This is a genomic window from Billgrantia tianxiuensis (assembly GCF_009834345.1).
GTDB classification, from domain to species: domain Bacteria; phylum Pseudomonadota; class Gammaproteobacteria; order Pseudomonadales; family Halomonadaceae; genus Halomonas; species Halomonas tianxiuensis.
Genome location: NZ_CP035042.1, coordinates 394,472 through 414,669, shown reverse-complemented (window position 1 = coordinate 414,669; position 20,198 = coordinate 394,472). Strand labels below are relative to the sequence as shown.

Genomic DNA, 20,198 nt, shown 5'->3' with positions numbered 1-20,198 from the left:
GAACTGGCCCACTGCCTGGCGCCGCCCGCGGCGCCAGCCTTCGAGGAGCTTTTGCAAGGAGCTATGCCATGTTGCCCAGCCTGTTCATTTCCCACGGCTCGCCCATGCTGGCCCTCACCCCGGGGCCGGCCCATGATTTCCTGCGTGAACTCGGCGCCGGGATGTCACCCAAGGCCATCGTGGTGGTCTCGGCCCACTGGGCCAGCGAGTGCCTGCTGGTAAGCGTCAGCCAGCGACCCGAGACCATCCACGACTTCGGCGGCTTTCCCCGCGAACTCTACGAGTGCCAGTACCCGGTGCCGGGCGACCCCGAGCTGGCGCTGCGCCTGGCACGCACGCTCAACGCCGTGCCGGTGGAACGGGGCCTGGACCACGGCGCCTGGGTGCCGCTGTCGCTGATGTTTCCCGCCGCCGAGGTGCCGGTGGTATCGCTGTCGCTGCCGGTGAGCTGGTCGAATCAGGCGCTGGTCGATATCGGCACAACACTGGCAGTGTTGCGCTCAGAGGGCGTGCTGATAGTCGGCTCGGGCAGCCTGACCCACAACCTCAGCGAGATGCAGGTGCAGGGCGCACCGACGCCGGCCTGGGTCGGCGAGTTCGCCGACTGGGTGCACGAGAGATTGACGAACGGCGAGCGCGACGCGCTGCTGGCGTGGGAAGCCGCGCCCCAGGCGCGGCGCAACCACCCCACGCCGGAGCACTTCCAGCCGCTGCTGGTAGCGCTGGGCGCGGGCGGCGAAGCCAGCCGGCTGCACCACAGCGTGGAGCACGGGGTGCTGGCGATGGATGTCTACGCCTTCGCCTGAGGGCGGCCCGGGATCGGATCAATCCCCCAGGGCAGTCAGGCGGTCGGCCTGGACCACCTCGATCCAGTAGCCGTCCACGTCCTTGACGAACACGACGTCCTTCATCTTGCCTTGGTCCGAGCGCTTCACGAATTCCACCTCGTTGGCATCGAACCACGCCTCGGCGGCCTCGAGATCCGGTACCGAGAAGCAGATATGGCCAAAGCCCTGGGGCTGGGCGTTGCCGTCGTGATAGGCGAAGTCGTCCTGGCTCTCGGTACCCCAGTTGTGGGTCAGCTCGAGCAGGCCTTTCTGGCGGAAGGTCCACACCGTGCGTTCGCCTTTTTCTTCGGGTATCTGCTCGTTTTCGTCCAGCTTGGCCAGGAAATAGAGCGAGAACCCCATCTCTTCGAAATCGAGGCGGCGCATGACCTGCATGCCGAACACCCGCGTGTAGAAGGCCAGCGACTTCTCTGGATCCTTGATCCGCAGCATCGTGTGGTTGAGGCGAAAGCCCTGCGAATCCGCCGTGGGCGCCTGCACACCGGGATGCTGCTCTCCCTTGAAGCTCATGCTTCTCTCCTTAGGCTGTGGCATGGGCTCTCGATGATGCGGGTCGCTTCGACGTTTTTCCAGCCGCCAGCCGCTGCAATACGCCCCCGGTTCACGCTAAAGTAGGAAAAGTACCGCTGCGTAGAGCGACTGACGATGCCGACCTCATCCCCGCCAACCCCGCTTACGTCGAGGCTGTTCAGTCACCACGCTGGACGCCTTTTCCGCCATCTGGCCTGCCTGCTGGCGTTGGCCCTGCTGGCCGGCTGTGCCAGCCGCGACCTGGCCACCCATGACCCGCGCAGCGACGCTCTTTCCATCGAACGCGCCCTGATACTCGCCACCGCCAAGAATGCCTTGGGCACGCCTTACCGTCTGGGCGGCAATTCGCCGGAGGGACTCGACTGCTCCGGACTGGTGGAAATGGCCTATCGTTCGGCCGGCATCCAGGTTCCGCGCACCGCCGACGAGCAGTACCGGGCGCTGCCGGCCGTCGATCGCGCACAGCCCGGCGACCTGTTGTTCTTTGGCGACCGGCGCAAGGCCACCCATGTCGGCATCTATCGCGGTAACGGCCAAATGATTCACGCTCCGGGCAGCGGGCGTAAGGTCACCAGCGTGCCGCTGCATATCGATTACTGGCAGGATCGATTTTTGGGTGCCGCCGGCCCGGCCCCCTGACCCAGGGGCTCAGCGGAGGTAAGATGAGGGGCTTCCCAATCATATCGGTGCTGCCATGCCACTCGACCTTTCCCTCTATCTGGTAACCGACCCCGAGCTCTGCGCCCGTCATGGCCTGGTGGAGACCGTGGTCGCCGCGGTGCGTGGTGGGGTCACCGTCGTGCAGCTGCGCGACAAGCGGGCCAGCGATGGCGAAATGATCGATCAGGCGCGCCGTCTCAAGGCCGCATTGGCCGGCAGCGGCGTGCCGCTGATCATCAACGATCGCCTGGCGGTAGCGATGGAGAGCGGCGCCGACGGCCTGCACATGGGTCAGGACGACGGCGACGTGGCGGCGGCCCGCAGCGCCTTGGGCGAAGAGGCGATTCTCGGCCTCTCGGTGCAGAACCATACGCAGCTTGCCCACATCGACCCGGTTGCGCTCGACTACCTCGGTTTCGGCCCGGTCTTCGCCACCTCGACCAAACGTGACCACGCCACACCGCTGGGCTTCGATGGCCTGGCCGCGCTGGTGGCGGCAAGCCCACTACCGGCGGTGGCCATTGGCGGACTCAAGGCAGAGCATGCCAGGCAGGTATGGGGGGCAGGCGCAAAGGGGCCGGCGGTGGTGTCGGCGATCTGCGGCCAGCCCGACCCCGAGGCTGCCGCCCGGGCGTTCTTCGACGATTGAAAGCATGGTGAGTGACGGGCAGCCACGGCATCGACTCAGGAGCCGCGGCGCTCCTGCTCGCGAGTGAAGCGCTGCATGATGTCCAGGGTCTCCTGGCTGACGTGGTGCTCCATGCCTTCGGCATCGATACGCGCGGTGCGATCGCTGACCCCGAGGGCACGCAGGAACTGCAGCACGATGGCATGTCGCTGGTGCGACATCACCGCCATCGCCTCCCCTTTTTCGGTCAGGAACAGCGAGCGGTAGGGCTTGCTGGAGACCAGCCCCAGCGCCTTGAGCCGGGTCACCGTCTTCGACACCGTGGCCTGGCTGACTCCCATACGGGCAGCGATATCCGTCGCGCGCGCCTCACCCTGATGCTCCAGCAGATCGGCGATCAGCTCTACGTAATCTTCGAGAAGCTCGGTTTCATGGGCGTTGCGCACGGCAACGTACTGCTGCGCATGCTGGTCGCTGGGCGGCAGGGCATCCGCCTTGCAAAGGCGATCCGGCGTCACATCGTTCGGGGAGTCGGTCATCGCGCCAATATAGCCAAAGTCCTGATAGGGCAGCAACTGGCGCCCGATAGAGATTTCCTACTACCCTACAACTTAACCTTGGCTAAAATATTAGCCATGCACTTAGAAACTCACTGAAATGAAACAACCATGCTTCAACGACCTGCGCTAAAGGAGATCGATCGATGCCCCTTCCCAAGGGAGTGAAGCTGCTCAGCGTCCTTGCGCTATCCCTGCCGTTCATGACGACCCATGCCGGAGAGGCCCCGCTCAGAGTGGCGGCCACCTTTTCCGTGCTGGGCGACTTGGTGCGCGAGGTAGCGGGCGATGCTGCCGAGGTGGCGGTATTGACCCCGGTCGGCGCAGAAGTGCACGAGTGGGAACTGGTGCCGAGCAACTTCATCGCCCTCGAGAAGGCCGAAGTCGTGTTCTACAACGGCTATGGCCTCGAGCAGTGGATCGGCCAGGTCGAGGCCACCGTGGGCGACGGCGTGCCGCTGGTCGCCCTGGCAGAGGAGAGCGGCTATGCCACCCTGCCGATCGCCACTGGAGAACTCGCCGGCGAAACCGATCCGCACATGTGGATGGATCCGCGCGCCGTCGCCGAATACGCCCGGGTGATCGCCGAGGCCCTGGCCGAGGCCAGGCCCGCCGCTGCCGAGGCCTTCCACGCGCGTGCCGACGCGCTGGGCGAGTCGCTGCATGCCCTGCACGAGGAGCTGACCGACGCCCTCGCCGCGCTACCCGAGGAGCGGCGCCTGCTCATTACCAGCGAGGCGGCCTTCGTCTACTTTGCCGATGCCTTCGGCTTCGAGCACGACGGCATCTGGGGCACCAATGCCGAGGAAGAAGGCTCGCCGCGACAGATCATGCGTATCGTCGACAAGATAGAAGAGCGGAAACCGGCTGCCATCTTCTGGGAGAGCACCATTTCCGACCGCCACGTGCGCAGCGTGGCCAACGAAACCGAGGTGCAGATCGCCGGCCCCCTCTACGTCGACTCGCTCAGCGAGCCGGACGGCGAGGCGCCGAACTACCCTGCCATGCTGCGCCACAATGTGGCGCTGCTGATCGAAGCCCTGGGAGGCGGACATGACTGATTCGGTCCCCGCACTCGAAGCACGACGGCTGTGGGCGGCCTACCACCAGCAGCCCGTGCTCGAAGACATTTCCCTCTCGCTGCCCCAAGGGCAGTGGACGGCTATCGTCGGTCCCAACGGCGCGGGCAAGTCGAGCCTGCTCAACCTGATGATCGGCAGCCTCGCGCCGCTGCGCGGCGAGCTGAAGATACTGGGTCAGAGTGCGGCCTCGCAGCGCAGGGCCGGCAGCATCGCCTACATGGCCCAACAGGAGCGCATGGAGTGGGACTTTCCCATTTCGGTGCGCGACACGGTGCTGACCGGTCGCTACGGCCTGATGCGCCATGATTCCTTATGGCAGCGGCTGCTACCGAGGCAGTGGGCCAACCCCAGCCACCGCCAGGCCGTGGAGGCCGCGCTGGAAGCCGTCGATATGGCCGACCATGCCGCACGTCCCATCGGCGAGCTTTCCGGCGGACAGAAGAAGCGGGTGATGCTGGCACGCGCCCTGGCACAGCAGGCCAGGATTCTGCTGCTCGACGAGCCGCTGGCGGGGGTGGACCCTCCCAGCGAAACGCTGATACTGAACACGCTCGAGCGCGAGCGAAGCATCGGGCGTACGATCATCATGGTGACTCATGACATGCCCAGCGCCCGCTTGTATGCCGACAACGTCCTGCTGATCAATCGCACCCTGGTCGGCATGGGCACGCCGGACGAGATGCTCAGCGATGCCATGCTGGCGCGCCTGGCGGTGGGTGCCCGCGAAGCGTTGCCCGGAGGTGAGCGTGTTGCCGCTTGAAAGCCTGGCGCTTGGCATGATCGACGCCCTGACCGCTCTGTTGATGATGGTAGTGAACCTGCTGCCCGAGAACCTGGCCGCGCCCTTCGAATACCGCTTCATGCAGCGCGCCCTGCTTACCTCGGTGCTGGTGGGAGCGATTTGCGGCCTGCTCTCCTGCTACGTGGTGCTCAAGCGCTGGTCGCTGCTGGGCGACGCCATCTCCCATGCCGTGCTGCCCGGCGTGGCCATCGCCTACCTGCTGGGCTGGCCGTTCTTCATCGGCGCCTTCGTCACCGGGGCGTTGACCTCGCTGGGCATCGGCGCCATCGAGCGCCACACCCGCATCAAGTCGGATGCGGCGATGGGACTGATGTTCACCGCCGCCTTTGCGTTGGGCATCGTGATCATCAGCAAGATCGCCACCAGCACACACCTGATGCACATCCTCTTCGGCAACGTGCTGGGCGTGCAGACCTCGGCACTGATCCTCACGCTGGTGGCCAGCCTGGTAGCGCTGCTGGTCGTCTGGCTGGCCTATCGCCCGCTGCTGCTCTATACCTTCGATCCGCAGCAGGCCCAGGCGCTGGGCTTCAACACCAGCGTCATCCACTACGGCCTGATCCTGCTGCTGACGCTGACCATCGTCGCCAGCCTGGAAACCGTCGGTATCATTCTGGTGGTGGCGATGCTGATCACCCCCGGCGCCACGGCCCACCTGCTCACCGATCGTTTCACCACCATGCTGGCGATTTCGGTCGGCGTCGGCGTGATCTCAGCCGTGGTGGGACTGGTGCTCTCGGTCAGGCTGGACGTCGCCTCGGGCGGCGCCATCGTACTGGTCGCCTCGGGGCTCTTCCTCGTCGCCCTGCTCGCCGCGCCCAAGCATGGCCTGGTGGCCCGTCACTGGCGGCGCTGGAGGCTCAACCAGACCAGCCAGACGTAGACTAGAGGATCGGGCACTTAGGGAAGCACTGAACAAATCGACGAGCGAGATGAAGCGCAAGGCGCACGGAGCACAGGAACCGGAGCATATGGGGTATATGTGAGGATTCCGCGCACCGCGCAACGCAGCGATTCGCTCGCGCAGGCATTTGTGCTGTGCTTCCTCACGAGGTGGGGCGACGCTTCAGCGTGGTCCGGCGATCATGATAAGCGATCCCCAGCCCGCTTCCGATGATCAAGGCGCTGCCGACGAAAACCCACACATCGGGCATCTCGCCCCAGAACCACCACCCCAGCAGTACCGCCCACAGCATGGCGGTATAGTCGAACGGTGCGGCGATGGCCGCCGGGGCGAAGCGAAAGGCCATGGTGATGCAGGCCGTGGCACCCACCCCGATGACCCCGGCACCGAGGAATCCCAGCCAATGCCAGGGATGGGGCGTCTGCCAGACCCATGGCAGGGTGACGGAGGAGACCACCAGCGGCACCAGGGTGATGTAGAACACCATCGCCCAAAGATGCTCGCGGCCACCGTAGCGTCGTGAGGTGATCATCAGCAACGCATAGAAAACCGCCGCGGCCAGCATGACCAACGCACCGGGATGGAAGCCCTCGCCCCCGGCCGCACCACCACCATCACACCGGCAAAGCCCAGCAGCGAAGCCGCCACGACCTGGTAATCGACCCGCTCGCCGAGCAACGGCACCGAGAGCAGCGTGACGAACAGCGGTGCAGCAAAGGCAATGGCCGTAGCCTCGGCCAGCGGCAGCATGGTCAACCCCAGTACGAAGAAGCCCATGGTGCCGGTGTAGATCAGGCCGCGCACCAGGTGAACCCCGGGCCGACGAGTGCGTAGCTTGGTCAATCCGCCACCGAAGTGTGCCAGCACGGCGATCAGCGGCAGCGAGACCAGAGTGCGAAAGAAGATGATCTGCAACGGCGAGTGCACCTCGCCCAGCCACTTGGCAATGGCATCGCCAATGGCCAGGCAGAGCACGCCGGCACACATGAAAAGAATTCCCTTCAATGACGGCGACATGCCCCCTCCCCGTTGGACTGCCCCTTATTGGTGCAAGAATCGACACCCTAACATAGCCGACCTCGCAGCCCCGGGCGATGCCAATAACGCACCCGCGGAGCTTCAGGAGCGACTGGCATTGGGCCTGGCACATGGTTTAATGAAAAGCAGCAGGTGAACCGTGCCTAGGGGGAGACGAACATGATGGACCATTCCGCTCACGACCTGGAGACCGGCCCGACCGCACATTCGCGTCAGTCTGAATTGACCCGCAGAGTGCTACGCCTGACGCACGAGGATGGCATCTTCCGCTCTACCATCGCTCCGCTCTCGTTGATCCGCATCAGCAATACGACCGAACGCATGCCGTGCGTCGCCGAGCCCAGCCTGTTCGTGGCGATACAGGGCCGCAAGCGCATGGAGCTGTCCGGTCAGCCGTTCATCTACGACCCGCTCCATTACCTGGTCGTTTCCCTCGCCTTACCGGTTACCGGCCAGGTGATCGAAGCCAGCCCTCAGACGCCCTATCTGTGCGCGCGGCTCGACATCGACCTCGCCATGCTCAGTGAACTGCTCCTCGAGTACGATCCGGGAGAGCCGACAAACGACAGCGATGGGCGGCGCGGCCTGTTCATCGCGCGCATGTCCGATTCGCTGATCGATGCGGTGCTCCGCCTGGTGCGTCTGCTGGATACGCCGCACGACATTCCGGCGCTGGCGCCGTTGATACTGCGCGAGATTCATTATCGGGTGCTGTGTGGCGAATTGGGATACCGCTTGCGCGATCTTGCCGGCATCAATGGGCAGAGCAAATCCATCGTCGAAGTGATACAGCTGCTCAAGTCGCGTTACGCCGAGCCGCTGCGCATCGAGGATCTGGCTGCGGCGGTGCATATGAGCCCATCCACGCTCCATCACCGCTTCAAGGACCTGACGTCGATGTCGCCGCTACAGTTCCAGAAGCAGTTGCGCCTGCACGAGGCACGCCGGCTAATGCTGAACGAGGGGGTGAACGCCTCGACGGCCAGCTATCGGGTCGGCTACAACAGTCCATCTCAATTCAGCCGTGAGTATCGCCGCCTGTTCGGAACGCCGCCCTATCAGGAAATCGCGCAGCAGCGAGAAGCGACCACGGGAAATCTGCTGGCCGGCCAGGTATAGCCCTGCTCAGAACCGCTGTCGCGACAGCCATGTTAGATGCGACGGCCGGGCTTGCCTGGGGCGATGGCCCGGCCGTCGGTTACGCCTTGCGCCTAGACCGGGAGCCGCTGGGCGAACGGCATCCTGCGCAAGCGCTCGCCGCTTGCATCGAAGAGGGCGTTGGCCACAGCCGGGGCAATTGGCGGCACGCCCGGCTCGCCGACCCCGGTAGGGGCTTCGGTCGACGGTACGATGTGCACCTCCACCGCCGGCATCTCGTTGATACGCAATACCTCGTAGTCATGGAAATTGGATTGCTGCACGACCCCTCCTCCAGGGTGATCTCGCCGTGCAGCGCGGCCGCCAGGCCGAAGCCGATCCCGCCTTCCATCTGCGCCTTGATCACGTCCGGGTTGACGGCAACCCCGCAATCCACGGCACATACGACCCGGTCGACGCGATAGCTGCCATCTTCCTCCACCGTGACCTCGGCCACCTGCGCCACGAAGGAATTGAAGGACTCGTGTACGGCGACTCCCCGGCCGCGCCGCTGCCCATCGCTACCGGGCGCGAGCGGCTGCTCCCAGCCGGCCTTCTCCGCCACCAGATCCAGTACGCCGCGGTGGCGGGGATGCTGGCTCAGCAACGCGCGACGAAACGCCACCGGATCCTGTTCGGCAGCGACCGCCGCCTCATCGATCAGGCACTCCGTCGAAAACGCGGTATGCGTGTGCCCCACGGCCCGCCACCATTGCACCGGCACCCCGATATCCTCCGGCGTATGCAGCTCGACCTGCAGATTGGGCACGTCGTAGGCCAGGTTCGCGGCGCCTTCGACCGAGGTCGCGTCGATACCATCCTGCACCAGGAAGGATTCCAGCGCCGTTCCCTGCAGGATCGACTGGCCAACCAGGCGTTGATGCCAGGCGATCAGCTGACCGTCGGCATCGAGCGCCAGGCGCCCACGATGGAAATTCATCGGCCGATAGTAGCCACCACGGGTATCGTCCTCGCGCATCCAGACCAGCTTGACGGGGGCCTCGATCCCCTGCTCACGCGCAGCCATGGCGATCGAGACCGCCTCCAGCACGAAATCCGAATAGGGGTTGGCACGCCGACCGAAGCTGCCCCCGGCATACAGCTGCGTCAGGCTGACATTCTCCGGGGCAATGCCCAGCAGCTCCGCCACCAACTGCTGGTCCATCGTTTGCCACTGCTCACCGTTCCAGATATCGCAACGCTCGTCGCCCAGCTCGACCAGGCAGTTCATCGGCTCCATGGCCGCATGGGCGAGGTAGGGAAACTCATAATCGGCCTCGATCAGGGTCGCCGGCTCGGACAGCGCCGAGACCACGTCGCCATGTCGCGCCGCTATCGCCCCTTCCTCCTCGGCCAGTTCACGGTAGCGCGCCATGATCTCCTCGCTGCCCAACGAGAAGGCCTGGCTGTCGTCCCATTCGATCTCCAGCGCATTGCGCCCTTGGCTCGCCGCCCAGGTGTTCTCCGCCAGCACTGCCACGCCCTCGAAGCGGTGGGGACCGCCGGCAAATGGCACGACCTCGACAACGCCGGGCACCTCCCTGGCCTTGGTGTCGTCGAAGCTCGCGACACGGGCACCGAAGCGGCGCGGGTGTGCGGCTACCGCGATCAGCATGCCCGGCAACTTCATGTCCTGAGTAAACATGGCGCTGCCGTCGGTCTTGCCGGCGCTGTCCGTGCGTGGTGTGTTCAGCGTCCCGATCAGGGTGAAGTCCTCGGGATCCTTGAGCGTCACCTCCTGCGGTACCGGCAGCTCGGCGGCGGCTTCGGCAAGCTCGCCGAACCCTGCCTCGCGCCCTGATTCCCGGTGCCGCACCACTCCCTGGCTGACGCTGATGCTCTCGGCGGCGACACCCCAGCGCTCGGCGGCAGCCGCCACCAGCATGGCACGGGCCGTGGCGCCGGCCGTACGCATCTGTTCGTAGGAGTTGGCGATGGCCGTGCTTCCCCCGGTGCCTTGCAGACCAAAGGCCAGGTTCTTGTAGCGCTCGGCATCCGCAGGGGCGCCTTCCACTCTCACCCGGCTCCAGTCCGCATCCAGCTCCTCGGCCACCAGGGTGGCGAGTCCGGTATAGGTGCCCTGCCCCATCTCCAGATGCTTGGCCAGGACTATGACGGTGCCGTCGGCGGTAATCCGCACGAAGGCATTGGGCTCGAAGTCGGCCTCCGCGCCTTCTTCCGCTTCAGCCCGGCTGCCATTCAAGGTTAATGGCGCCAGGTAAAGACCCAGCACCAGGCCGGTGGAGCCCTGCAGAAAACGGCGCCTGCTGATGTTGACGACACCCACGGCTTCCGGCTTGGGCGCTGATACATGCTTGAGAATTCCCATCACAACACTCCTTAGGCCAGTTGCTCGGCGGCGTCATGGATCGCGGCACGAATACGGACGTAAGTGGCGCAGCGGCAGATGTTGCCGTTCATGGCGGAATCGATGTCGTCGTCGCTGGGGTCGGCGTTGTCGCGTAACAGTGCCACGGCCGCCATGATCTGGCCGGATTGGCAATACCCGCACTGCACCACGTCATGCTGGCGCCATGCCTCCTGCACGGCCTTGCCGATGCGATCCCTGTCGATTGCTTCGATGGTCGTCACCTCTTTGCCAGCGGCAGCGGAAATGGGCGTGGTACAGGAGCGAATCGCTTCTCCATCGAGGTGCACGGTGCAGGCCCCGCAAAGGGACATGCCGCACCCGTATTTGGTGCCGGTCAGGTTTGCGACATCCCGAAGGACCCAGAGCAGTGGCATGTCGTCGGGAACGTCGAGCTGATGGGATTCACCATTGATGGTCAGTGTCGCCATGGGATTCCTCATGCTTTTCTGGTTATGGGAAAGGCGCTGGATGGCCTATGTCAGGGGAGAGAAGTGGGACAGGAAAGGCGCCGGGCGGAGCTTCGACCGGCTCGGTAATCGAGACTACGGCGGAGTATAGGAAGGAAGCCTTTTCAAGGATTAGCTCATTACTGGCGGATCATTGCCTGATCCTGTCGTTGAACTGACCAACTCCTTCACGGCGCATCGGGGGATGTTTGCCAAGCCCTACTTGCGTTATGTTATATAGTCTCTTTTCAACGCCACGCCGCCTCACCAAAGGTTGCCCCCATGCCAGCCCTCTCGACTCCCCATTCCCAGGTAATCACGCCGCTTGGCGTGCCCTCATCTGCCCACTGGGCATTCAGCCAGGACATCGAGGTGCTCCCTCGTATCTTCGACGACCACATCACCCTGGCCGTGATGGAGCGCCGGCTCGACGTGGCCCTCACGCTGGCCGTGCGCAGCCAGCTCGCCTGCCAGCGCGGGGTCGAATGGCATTGGCGTGGCGCGCCTGGCCTGGCCATGCAAGAGGACCTGGCACGCCGGCTACCCGCCCCCGAGGCCGGTGATGCGCTGGTGGAAGACATCGGCAACATCGCCGAAGCCATGGCCTACCTGTTCTCGACCGCCACCATCGGCATTCGCCTGCGCACGCTGGAAGGCGCCATGTGCCCGCGCTTTCACGTCGATAACCTGGCGGTACGCCTCGTGACCACATACGCCGGCCCGGCCAGTGAGTGGCTGCCGGAGCATGCCGTCAACCGCGCCGGGCTTGGCGCCCCACATCCGGACAAGCCCGACATCGTCGCCGACCCTGCCGCCATTCGGCAGCTCGCCATAGGCGATCTGGCCCTGCTGAAAGGCTGTGGTTGGGTCAGCAACGAAGAACGCGGCCTGGTGCATCGCAGCCCTCAGCCGGCGCCTGGTGAGCGCCGCCTGCTGCTGGCACTGGATCCAGGTTGATAGCAAAAGCCCCCCAACCTCAACTTCATGCAAGGAAGACCCGCAATGCCACTGCCCCCTCGTTCATTGCTCCTCGGCCTGGCCCTGCTGCCCCTGGCCGCTCTCGCCGACCGCCCGCTGGCGGTCGTCGCTCCCTGGGAGATCACCGGGGTCGATCCCTCGACCTCGGGCTATGTCTTCGCCCGCATGCGCGTCGCCGAGACCCTGGTCGACACCGATGCCAGCGGTCAGCCCGCCCCTGGCCTGGCCAGCGCCTGGGAGGTCACCGACGATGGCCTGACCTGGCGCTTCGCGCTGCGCGAAGGGGTCGTCTTTCACGATGGCAGCCCGCTGACGGCGCAGGCCGCAGCGGCAAGCCTCGAGCATGCCCTGGCCAAGCCGGGTATCCTCGATCCCGCTCCCATTACCGCCATCGAAGCCGACGGCAACGAGGTGGTGATCCGGCTCGAGAGCGCTTTTGCCCCGCTGCCCGCTCTGCTCGCCCACTCCACCACCCTGATCCTCGCCCCGGATGCCTATGACGACGAGGGCAGGGTCGTCCAGGTGATCGGCACCGGCCCCTATCGGGCGGCAACGGTAACACCGCCGCAGCGGCTCGATGTGGAGCGCTTCGACGATTACTGGGGCGAGGCACCCGCCATCGGCACCGCCAGCTACCTGGCGGTGGGCCGCGGCGAGACGCGTGCCGTGATGGCCGAGAGCGGCGATGCCGACGTGGTATTCACCCTCGACCCGGCCAGCCGCGCGCGGCTGGCGCGTCATGACCGCCTGGCCCTGCATGCCGAACCGCTGCCGCGCACCATCGTGTTCAAGGTTAATGCCGAGCACCCCCTCCTTGAGGACGAGCGCGCCCGTCGGGCGCTGAGCCTGGCCATCGACCGCGAGGGCATCGCCGCCGGCCTGCTGCGCGATCCCGAAGCCGCCGCCGCCGAGCTGTTCCCGGCAAGCCTCGGCCCCTGGCACCTCGGCCTCGACGCAGGCGATGCCCAGGACATGGAGCGGGCCCGCGAGCTGCTCGCCGAGCTGGGCTGGCAGGCCAACGGCAACGGTATGCTCGAGCGCGACGGCGAACCGTTCCAACTGACCCTGCGCACCTTCTCCGACCGCCCCGAACTGCCGCTGGTGGCGACAGCCCTGCAGGACCAGTGGCGCGAGATCGGCGTGGCGCTGGAAGTCGCCGTGGGCAACGCCAGCGAGATTCCCTCCGGTCATCGCGACGGCAGCCTGGAACTGGGCATGATGGCGCGTAACTACGGGCTGGTGCCCGACCCGCTCGGCACTTTGCTTGACGACTTTGGTACCGATCCCGAAGCGATGGGCGGCGATTGGGGGGCCATGGGCTGGCGCGACGACGACCTGGCCAGTTGGCTCGACACCCTGCGCCAGGTGGCCGACATGGAAACCCGCAGCGAGCTGGCGGAGCAGGTGGCACGCCGTCTGAACGAGGCGATGCCGGTCGTGCCCGTGGCCTGGTATCAGCAGACGGCTGCGGTCAACGCCGAACTGGAAGGCTTCTCCATCGACCCGCTGGAGCGCAGCTATCGCATCGACGAACTGAGGTGGAGTGAATGAGCGTGACCCTGGCATCACGAACGACACCGCGCTGGACGGCAGGCCTTGGCAGCCTGCTGCTGCAGCGCCTGTTCCAGGCCGGGCTGGTGGCGTGGATGGTCGGCACCCTCACCTTCGTGCTGACTCGCTCATTGCCCGGCGACATGGCCTACCGCATCGCCGCCGGACGCTACGGGCACGACATGGTCAACACCAGTGCCGCCGAGGCGGTACGTGCCGAGCTGGCACTGGACCAGCCGGCGCTCGGCGCCTACTTCGGCTGGCTGTGGGACCTGCTGCAACTCGACCTGGGGCGCTCGCTGGTCAGCGGCGAGCCGGTGATGACCGAGCTTTGGCATCAGCTCGGCCATTCCCTGGGACTGGCCTTCCTGGCCGTGCTGCTCTCGCTGCTGCTGGGCCCGCCGCTTGGCCTGCTCGCCGGACTCAAGCCCAACGGTGCACTGGACCGCGTAAGCGAAGTGGCCGCCAGCGTGCTGCGCGCCCTGCCCCCCTTCGCCGTCGGTCTGGTGCTGATCCTGATCTTCTCGGTCACCCTGGGCTGGCTGCCAGCCGCCGGCCATGGCCGCTTCGCGCACGGGATACTCCCGGCGCTAACCCTGGCGCTGGCCCTGGCCGCCATCTCCAGCCGGGTGGCGCGCAATGCCATGTCCGACGTCTCGCAATCGGCCTATTACGCCTTTTCGCGTACCAAGGGCCTGGGCGAGCGTCTGAGCTTCCTGCGCCACGGCCTGCGCAACGCCGCGGTACCGGTGATCGCCTATCTCGGCGTGCAGTTCGTCTACCTGATCGAGGGCGTGGTAGTGGTCGAGACCCTGTTTGCCTGGCCCGGCATCGGCCATGCCCTGGTACATGCCATCGTTGCCCGCGACGTGCCGATGATCCAGGGCACCGCGCTGGTGATGGGACTAATGTTCGTCGCCCTCAATACCGTGGTGGACCTGCTCTGCCACTGGCTCGACCCCAGGAGGCGCAGCGCATGAATGTCTCAACCCTGGCGCCTTCCCGCCGCCTTGCCCTGCCGACGCTGAACGGCCGTCAGCGGCTCGGCGCCGCGCTGCTGGCGCTGCTGCTCGCCTTCGCCTGGCTGGTGCCCTGGCTGTTCGATGCCGATCCCGCTCGCCAGCAGCTCACACGCATCCTGCAACTGCCGACGCTGGCCGAGCCGCTCGGCACCGACCACCTGGGGCGCAGCCTGCTGGCGCGCCTGGCCAGTGCCGTGCGCCTGTCGCTGGGCATGGCCCTGCTCAGCGTGGCCAGTGCTGCGATACCGGGCGTGATTCTCGGCGTGATGGCCGGCTGGCGCGGCGGCTGGCTCGACCGCGTACTGGGCAGCCTGGCCGACGCCTGCCTGGCGCTGCCGGGCCTGCTGCTGGTACTGCTGCTCGTCGCCATCGCCCCGGGTAACTTCTGGGCGCTGTACGTCGGCATTTCGCTGGTGCTGTGGATCGAGTACTTCCGTGTGGTACGGGCCCGCACCCGAATCCTGGTCGCCTCGCCGCAGCTCGAGGCGAGCCGCCTGCTCGGCTTCGGTCCACTCTACCTGTTCCGCCGCCACCTGTGGCCGGAGCTAGCCCCGCAGGTGCTGACCCTGGCCGCCTTCGGCGCCGCCAGCGCGATCCTCGCCATGGCCGCGCTGGGCTTCGTCAGCGTCGGCCTGCGCCCGCCCACCGCCGAACTGGGGCTGTTGATGATCGAGCTGCTGCCCTACTACCACGAGGCACCCTGGGCCATGGCCCAGCCGATCGTGGTGTTGTTCGTGCTGGTGCTGAGCCTCAACCTGCTGGCCGGAAGGGATCCACGATGAGTGCGTACTTACTTCAAGCCGAAGACATCACGATCCAGGGTGAGGGCGTCACCATCGCCCCCTTCTCCTGCGCTCTCGCGGCGGGCGGCCGCCTGACCCTGCTCGGCGAGACCGGCTCGGGCAAGAGCCTGATCGCCCAGGCGATCATGGGCACGCTGCCTCGTGGTCTTGCCGCCCAGGGGCGGCTCGTCATCGATGGCGAGACGTTCGATGCCGCCGACGGCACGTCGCGCCGTACCCTGTGGGGCCGGCGCCTGGCACTGCTGCCCCAGGAGCCGTGGCATGCCCTGGACCCGACCATGCGCGCCGTTGCCCAGGTCGCCGAAAGCCATCGCCACGTGGCCGGGCGCGACCGCCGAGCGTCGCTTCAGGCCGCCTGGGCCGACCTGACCGAGCTGGGCCTGCCGGAGGCCGGCGGCAAGCTGCCCGGCGAACTTTCCGGCGGCATGGCACAACGAGTGGCCTTCGCCGCCGCCAGTGCCGGCGGTGCCCCATCGTCATCGCCGACGAGCCGACCAAGGGGCTCGATGCGCCCAGGCGAGATGCGGTGGTCGAGCTGCTGGCCCGTACGCCCGAACGCGGCGGCGCCCTGGTCACCATTACCCACGACATCGACGTGGCCCGCCGCCTCGGCGGCGAAGTGGTCATTCTGCGCCAGGGCCAGGTGGTCGAGCGCGGCCCGGCCCAGCAAGTGCTCACTCACCCACAGAGCGAGTATGGCCGACGCCTGCTGGATGCCGAACCCAGCCGCTGGCCACGCCCGACACCGCTGGGCGAGCGACAGGCGGCGGTGGTGAGCGCCAGTGGTTTGGTCAAGGCGCGTGGTGGACGCCAACTGTTCCACGATCTCTCGCTCTCGGTCAGTCCCGGTGAGATCGTCGGCGTGGTCGGCCCTTCCGGCTGCGGCAAGAGTACTCTGGGCGACATGCTGCTGGGCGTGACGCATGCCGACGATGGTGAGGTTCATCGGGCGCCGGGGTATCCGCTCGGCTTCCAGAAGCTCTATCAGGATCCGCCGGCGGCCTTCTCTCCCCACTGGCAGCTCTCGCGTCTGCTCGACGACCTGGTGCGACGCCATCGCCTGGATCGTAGTGCCATCGCCCCGCTGATGACACGCCTGGGACTCGACGAGCGGCTGCTGGCCCGGCGTCCCGGTGAAATATCGGGCGGCGAGCTGCAGCGTTTCGCCATCCTGCGCGTGCTGTTGCTCGAACCGTGCTTCCTGTTTGCCGACGAGCCAACGTCGCGTCTCGACCCCATCACCCAGCGCCAAACGTTGGCGCTGCTGGTCGAGTTGGCCCGCGAGCGGCGCTGTGGGGTGATACTGGTGAGCCATGACCCGGCCCTGGTCGAGCGCATCTGCGACCGGCGGATCGCACTCGGCAACGGCAGCCGGCGCGAAGTGGAGCCGGAGTTCGATTCGGCCCTGGCCTGAGCGACTCATGAGAAAAACGACATCGCCCCGCTCATGCGGGGCGATGTCGTCATGGCATTGTCGCAATGGACGTTGAAGCGCTGCTTCAGTAGTGAGCCACCACCATGCAGTCCATGCCTTGGGCGCGCAGGCTGTTGCAGGCGGAGTGAGCATCGCTCTCTTGCAGATCGACCAACCGGGCGCGGAAGACGCGCTGCTCCCCTCCCGACTCGGCCACCGAGACACGAACTTCGCTGAGCAGGCTGGCCAGCTGGTCGGCTGCACGAGAGGCGAGGTAGCGGGCCTGATCGGGATCGTTGAAGGCTCCGACCTGTACCGCCCAGTTGCCGCCGGCGCGTTGTTGCGGCGCATCGGCCTGAGCGATCAGGGCACGGATCGGATCGTCGGCGGAGCCCATCTCGACGCCCATCTCCGATTGGAAGGAGTAGCGCCGCTCCGATTCGGAGCTGGCCGGCTGAGGTTGCGGCTCCGGGGCAGCCGCCAACTGCTGAGCCGAAGCGGAAGAGCTATCCGGCAATTCCATGCGATCGCCCAGCACATCGGCCCGGGCGATCCAGTCGCCCCGCTGTAGCATGGAGAGCCGAGCGAAACCACGGTCGAGCAGATCGGCCATGTGGGTGTCGCGCGAGGCGGCGGTGAAACCGCCCATCACCACCGAGACGATACGGCGATTGTCGCGTACCGCCGAGGTCGCCACATTGAAACCCGAAGCGCGGATGAAACCGGTCTTGAGGCCATCGGCGCCGGCATAGTTGCGTAGTAGCCGATTATGGCTGGTGTGGGTTGTGCCGCGGTAGGTGAAGCTCTGGGTCGAGAAATAGTGGTAGTACTGCGGGAAGTCCTGCATCACACGAATCGACAGGGTGGCCATGTCACGCGCCGTGGTGACCTGGGCGTTGTCCGGCAGGCCCGAGGCGTTGCGGAACACGGTGTCGGCCATGCCGAGTTCGTTGGCCCGCTGGGTCATCATGCGCGCGAAGCTGGACTCCGTGCCGCCCAGCGCCTCGGCCACCACCACGGCAACGTCGTTGGCGGAGCGCACCACCAGCGCCTTGATGGCCTCTTCCGCGGTGATGGAACTACCCGCCGCGAGCCACAGCTTTGAGGCCGGCATCGAGGCAGCATGGGACGATACCGACAGCGGCTGGTCGAGACGCACACTGCCGTTCTCGAGCGCTTCGAACAGCATGTAGAGCGTCATCATCTTGGTCAGTGAAGCGGGATAGCGGCTGGCATCGGCGTTGGCTGCATGCAGCACGTCGCCACTCTCGACATCGATCACGATGGCCGCATAGCGGGGGTTGGCCTGCGCCGTACTGACTGTCAACAGTTGAAAACAAAGAATAAAAAAGATGGCCACACCGAGGTAGTGTCGGTTGTAGGAGTGCATGACGAACACCTCTGGTTCCCTTGTGATTCCCCTGTAGTCCGTTTCTAAAGCGGACCTAGCCTCAGTATGGCGGTTAACGAAACGCTTTACAGCCGGAATAGCAAGTTTTTTTGCATATATTCCGGCGGCTTCCATCAAAGATCGGTTTATTAATCAACCGGAATAACATGCTGCCTTACCCGATGCTGCCAGGGTGCTCCCAGGCCGGAAAGGGATCGGGCAGAGAGGCCCAGCCCGCAGGACCATCCGCCAGTTCGGCAGAACCGATCAGGCAGTCGTCCAGCGCCTGGCGTATCCTGGCCTCATCGAGGTTCTGCCCGATGAAGACCAGTTCCTGCCGCATGTCGCCGAAAGGCTCTTCCCACTGCTCCATGATATAAGCCCGGCTTTCCGCATCCTTGGGCCAGCGCGATTTGGGCACCGCTTTCCAGAACATGCCGGCAAAGCCGTAGTGGGCGATACCGCCCGCCTGGCTCCATTGCCCGGCGAACTGCGGCCGTGTGGCAAGCCAGAAGAACCCCTTTGACCGCAGCAGCTTGCCGCCGAACCAGTCGCCATGCAAGAGGTCATGAAACTTCTGTGGATGAAAGGGCCGCCTGGCACGGTAGACGAAGCTCGAGATACCGTACTCCTGGGTTTCGGGCACGTGTTCGCCACGCAGCTCCTTGAGCCAGCCCGGTGCCAGTTGGGCCCGCTCGAAACTGAAGCGGCCAGTATCGAGCACCTTGTCGAGCGGCACCTGCCCATTGGCCATGGCGATCAGCTCGGCGTCGGGGTTGAGCGAGCGCAGTACGGCCTTCACCTCTGCCAGCCGTGCTTCGTCGATCAGGTCGGTCTTGCTGATCAGCAGCACGTCGCAGAACTCGATTTGATCGACCAACAGGTCAGCCACGTTGCGCTCGTCGCCTTCGCCGAGACTCTCACCCGCCTCGGCCAGGGATTTCGCCGCGTAGTACTGCTCGAGGAAGTTGGCGCCATCGACCACCGTAACCAGGGTGTCCAACCGCGCAACGCTGGAGAGGCTCTGCCCCTGCTCATCTTCAAAGGTGAAGGTCTCCGCCACCGGCAACGGCTCGGAGATGCCTGTCGATTCGATGACCAGGTAGTCGAAGCGGCCTTCCCGCGCCAGACGACTCACCTCCACCAATAGATCCTCACGCAGCGTGCAGCAGATGCAGCCATTGCTCATCTCGACCAGGCGCTCCTCGGCTCGATTGAGAGCGACCTCACCTTCCTTCTCACCAGGGCCACCTCGCACCAGGGCGGCATCGATGTTGACCTCGCTCATGTCATTGACGATCACCGCCACGCGGCGCCCTTCCCGGTTGGCCAGGATATGGTTGAGCAAAGTGGTCTTGCCGGCACCGAGGAAGCCGGACAGCACGGTCACGGGCAACAGGGCACTCGTCATCATTGGTCTCCTCGCGATTTGCTGTAGTGATGCTCACGCTGCTCCTGGCGCTCCTTGGCCTCCAGGCATAGCTCTGCCGTCGGCCTCAGCAGCAGGCGCGGCAGACCGATGGGCTGGCCGGTTTCGGCACAGTAGCCGTAGTCGCCTTCCTCGATGCGTCGCAGCGCCTGGCGGATCTTGCGCAACAGTCGCGTCTCGCGATCGGCCTGGCGCAACAGCAGGCGCAGCTCCTCCTCAACCGCGGCGCGATCGAGTTCGTCACCGCTGCGCTCGTTGTCGCCAATAGCCTTGCGCACCTCCTCCAGATGCCCTTCCACCTCGGCCTGTTCGGCCAGGAGCCGACGTCGGAAGTAGTCGAGCTGGGCGGCGTTCATATACGCCTCTTCCGGCATTGCCAGCAGTTGCTGCGCCTCGGGGTCGGCCTGCATGGGTCTCTCTCCCAAAAAGCAGATGTTATAACATATCAATTCACCCAACACATATACCACTTCCTCATTCATCCGCCCCAACCAATTTAATTTTAATCAGGCAACTTATTGCCCGGCCGGGCAAGATCTTGCCCGCTCTGGGCAACTTGTTGCCTAATTCTATTTAGGCCTGGTAGTGCAAAATCCCTGATCGCTTT

General features: G+C 65.5%; 19 protein-coding genes and 2 pseudogenes. 13 read left to right on the top strand and 8 right to left on the bottom strand.

The features are described 5' to 3' along the window. The first annotated feature begins 68 nt into the window (after positions 1-68). Positions 69-806, top strand: coding sequence for a DODA-type extradiol aromatic ring-opening family dioxygenase (locus EKK97_RS01900; RefSeq protein WP_159548379.1), 738 nt, complete (start codon positions 69-71; stop codon positions 804-806). An 18-nt stretch (positions 807-824) separates the two neighbouring features. On the opposite strand, the gene gloA is transcribed toward EKK97_RS01900, so the two are convergent. Continuing rightward, positions 825-1,358, bottom strand: coding sequence for a lactoylglutathione lyase (gene gloA / locus EKK97_RS01895; protein WP_159548376.1), 534 nt, complete (start codon positions 1,356-1,358; stop codon positions 825-827). Between the two features lie 135 nt (positions 1,359-1,493). On the opposite strand from gloA, the gene EKK97_RS01890 reads away from it, so the two are divergent. Continuing rightward, the gene (locus tag EKK97_RS01890) at positions 1,494-2,018 is read left to right on the top strand and encodes a C40 family peptidase (protein ID WP_159548373.1); all 525 of its coding nucleotides are present in this window, start codon (positions 1,494-1,496) and stop codon (positions 2,016-2,018) included. A gap of 55 nt (positions 2,019-2,073) precedes the next feature. Further along, the gene (gene thiE, locus EKK97_RS01885; protein ID WP_159548370.1) at positions 2,074-2,688 is read left to right on the top strand and encodes a thiamine phosphate synthase; all 615 of its coding nucleotides are present in this window, start codon (positions 2,074-2,076) and stop codon (positions 2,686-2,688) included. 35 nt (positions 2,689-2,723) lie between these two features. Here the strand turns inward: thiE and mntR are convergent, their stop codons facing one another. After that, entirely contained in the window at positions 2,724-3,206 is a 483-nt protein-coding gene (gene mntR / locus EKK97_RS01880) for a manganese-binding transcriptional regulator MntR (RefSeq protein WP_159548367.1), read from the bottom strand. Between the two features lie 164 nt (positions 3,207-3,370). On the opposite strand from mntR, the gene EKK97_RS01875 reads away from it, so the two are divergent. Genes EKK97_RS01875 through EKK97_RS01865 form a run of 3 tightly spaced genes read left to right on the top strand, consistent with a single transcriptional unit; the run spans position 3,371 to position 5,991 of the window. After that, positions 3,371-4,285 (top strand): metal ABC transporter solute-binding protein, Zn/Mn family, encoded by a 915-nt coding sequence (locus EKK97_RS01875; RefSeq protein ID WP_159548365.1) that lies wholly within the window; start codon positions 3,371-3,373, stop codon positions 4,283-4,285. Continuing rightward, positions 4,278-5,066 carry a metal ABC transporter ATP-binding protein gene (locus EKK97_RS01870; protein WP_159548363.1) on the top strand — a complete coding sequence of 263 codons (789 nt, stop codon included), beginning with the start codon at positions 4,278-4,280 and terminating at the stop codon, positions 5,064-5,066. The genes EKK97_RS01875 and EKK97_RS01870 overlap by 8 nt, the downstream gene beginning before the upstream one ends. A gap of 16 nt (positions 5,067-5,082) precedes the next feature. Further along, positions 5,083-5,991 (top strand): metal ABC transporter permease, encoded by a 909-nt coding sequence (locus tag EKK97_RS01865; RefSeq protein WP_159555656.1) that lies wholly within the window; start codon positions 5,083-5,085, stop codon positions 5,989-5,991. A 163-nt stretch (positions 5,992-6,154) separates the two neighbouring features. Here the strand turns inward: EKK97_RS01865 and EKK97_RS01860 are convergent. Then, positions 6,155-7,029 (bottom strand): annotated as a pseudogene (locus EKK97_RS01860) (DMT family transporter). A gap of 180 nt (positions 7,030-7,209) precedes the next feature. Between EKK97_RS01860 and EKK97_RS01855 the strand changes: the two are divergent. Further along, positions 7,210-8,169, top strand: coding sequence for an AraC family transcriptional regulator (locus tag EKK97_RS01855; RefSeq protein ID WP_159548361.1), 960 nt, complete (start codon positions 7,210-7,212; stop codon positions 8,167-8,169). Positions 8,170-8,248: 79 nt separating this feature from the next. Here the strand turns inward: EKK97_RS01855 and EKK97_RS01850 are convergent, their stop codons facing one another. Both EKK97_RS01850 and EKK97_RS01845 read right to left on the bottom strand, forming a co-directional pair. After that, entirely contained in the window at positions 8,249-10,516 is a 2,268-nt protein-coding gene (locus EKK97_RS01850; protein WP_236551356.1) for a xanthine dehydrogenase family protein molybdopterin-binding subunit, read from the bottom strand. Positions 10,517-10,527: 11 nt separating this feature from the next. Next, positions 10,528-10,986: a (2Fe-2S)-binding protein gene (locus EKK97_RS01845; protein WP_159548360.1), complete on the bottom strand. Its 459-nt coding sequence runs from the start codon at positions 10,984-10,986 to the stop codon at positions 10,528-10,530. A 300-nt stretch (positions 10,987-11,286) separates the two neighbouring features. On the opposite strand from EKK97_RS01845, the gene EKK97_RS01840 reads away from it, so the two are divergent. From EKK97_RS01840 to EKK97_RS24205, 6 genes and pseudogenes are all read left to right on the top strand, one after another. Beyond that, a complete protein-coding gene (locus EKK97_RS01840) occupies positions 11,287-11,961 on the top strand; it encodes a DUF1826 domain-containing protein (protein ID WP_159548359.1) in 675 nt (224 codons plus the stop codon). Between the two features lie 45 nt (positions 11,962-12,006). Further along, on the top strand, positions 12,007-13,533 hold the full coding sequence (locus EKK97_RS01835; protein ID WP_159548358.1) for an ABC transporter substrate-binding protein: 1,527 nt from the start codon (positions 12,007-12,009) through the stop codon (positions 13,531-13,533). Further along, positions 13,530-14,513, top strand: a complete 984-nt coding sequence (locus tag EKK97_RS01830; protein ID WP_159548357.1) for an ABC transporter permease — start codon at positions 13,530-13,532, stop codon at positions 14,511-14,513. Before EKK97_RS01835 ends, EKK97_RS01830 begins: the two co-directional genes overlap by 4 nt. After that, positions 14,510-15,337, top strand: a complete 828-nt coding sequence (locus tag EKK97_RS01825; RefSeq protein ID WP_159548356.1) for an ABC transporter permease — start codon at positions 14,510-14,512, stop codon at positions 15,335-15,337. Before EKK97_RS01830 ends, EKK97_RS01825 begins: the two co-directional genes overlap by 4 nt. After that, positions 15,334-15,759: pseudogene (locus tag EKK97_RS24210) on the top strand (ATP-binding cassette domain-containing protein); the annotation flags it as partial. The gene EKK97_RS01825 and the pseudogene EKK97_RS24210, both read left to right, overlap by 4 nt. A 125-nt stretch (positions 15,760-15,884) precedes the next feature. After that, positions 15,885-16,772 (top strand): ATP-binding cassette domain-containing protein, encoded by an 888-nt coding sequence (locus EKK97_RS24205; protein ID WP_236551355.1) that lies wholly within the window; start codon positions 15,885-15,887, stop codon positions 16,770-16,772. A gap of 85 nt (positions 16,773-16,857) precedes the next feature. Here EKK97_RS24205 and EKK97_RS01815 read toward each other — a convergent pair whose 3' ends face one another. The 3 genes from EKK97_RS01815 to dksA form a co-directional block, all read right to left on the bottom strand. Further along, entirely contained in the window at positions 16,858-18,162 is a 1,305-nt protein-coding gene (locus EKK97_RS01815) for a D-alanyl-D-alanine carboxypeptidase (RefSeq protein ID WP_201296994.1), read from the bottom strand. Positions 18,163-18,337: 175 nt separating this feature from the next. Continuing rightward, positions 18,338-19,573: a zinc metallochaperone GTPase ZigA gene (gene zigA, locus EKK97_RS01810; protein WP_159548353.1), complete on the bottom strand. Its 1,236-nt coding sequence runs from the start codon at positions 19,571-19,573 to the stop codon at positions 18,338-18,340. Further along, positions 19,573-20,001, bottom strand: coding sequence for an RNA polymerase-binding protein DksA (dksA, locus tag EKK97_RS01805; protein WP_159548351.1), 429 nt, complete (start codon positions 19,999-20,001; stop codon positions 19,573-19,575). The genes zigA and dksA overlap by 1 nt, the downstream gene beginning before the upstream one ends. Between the last annotated feature and the right edge of the window lie 197 nt (positions 20,002-20,198).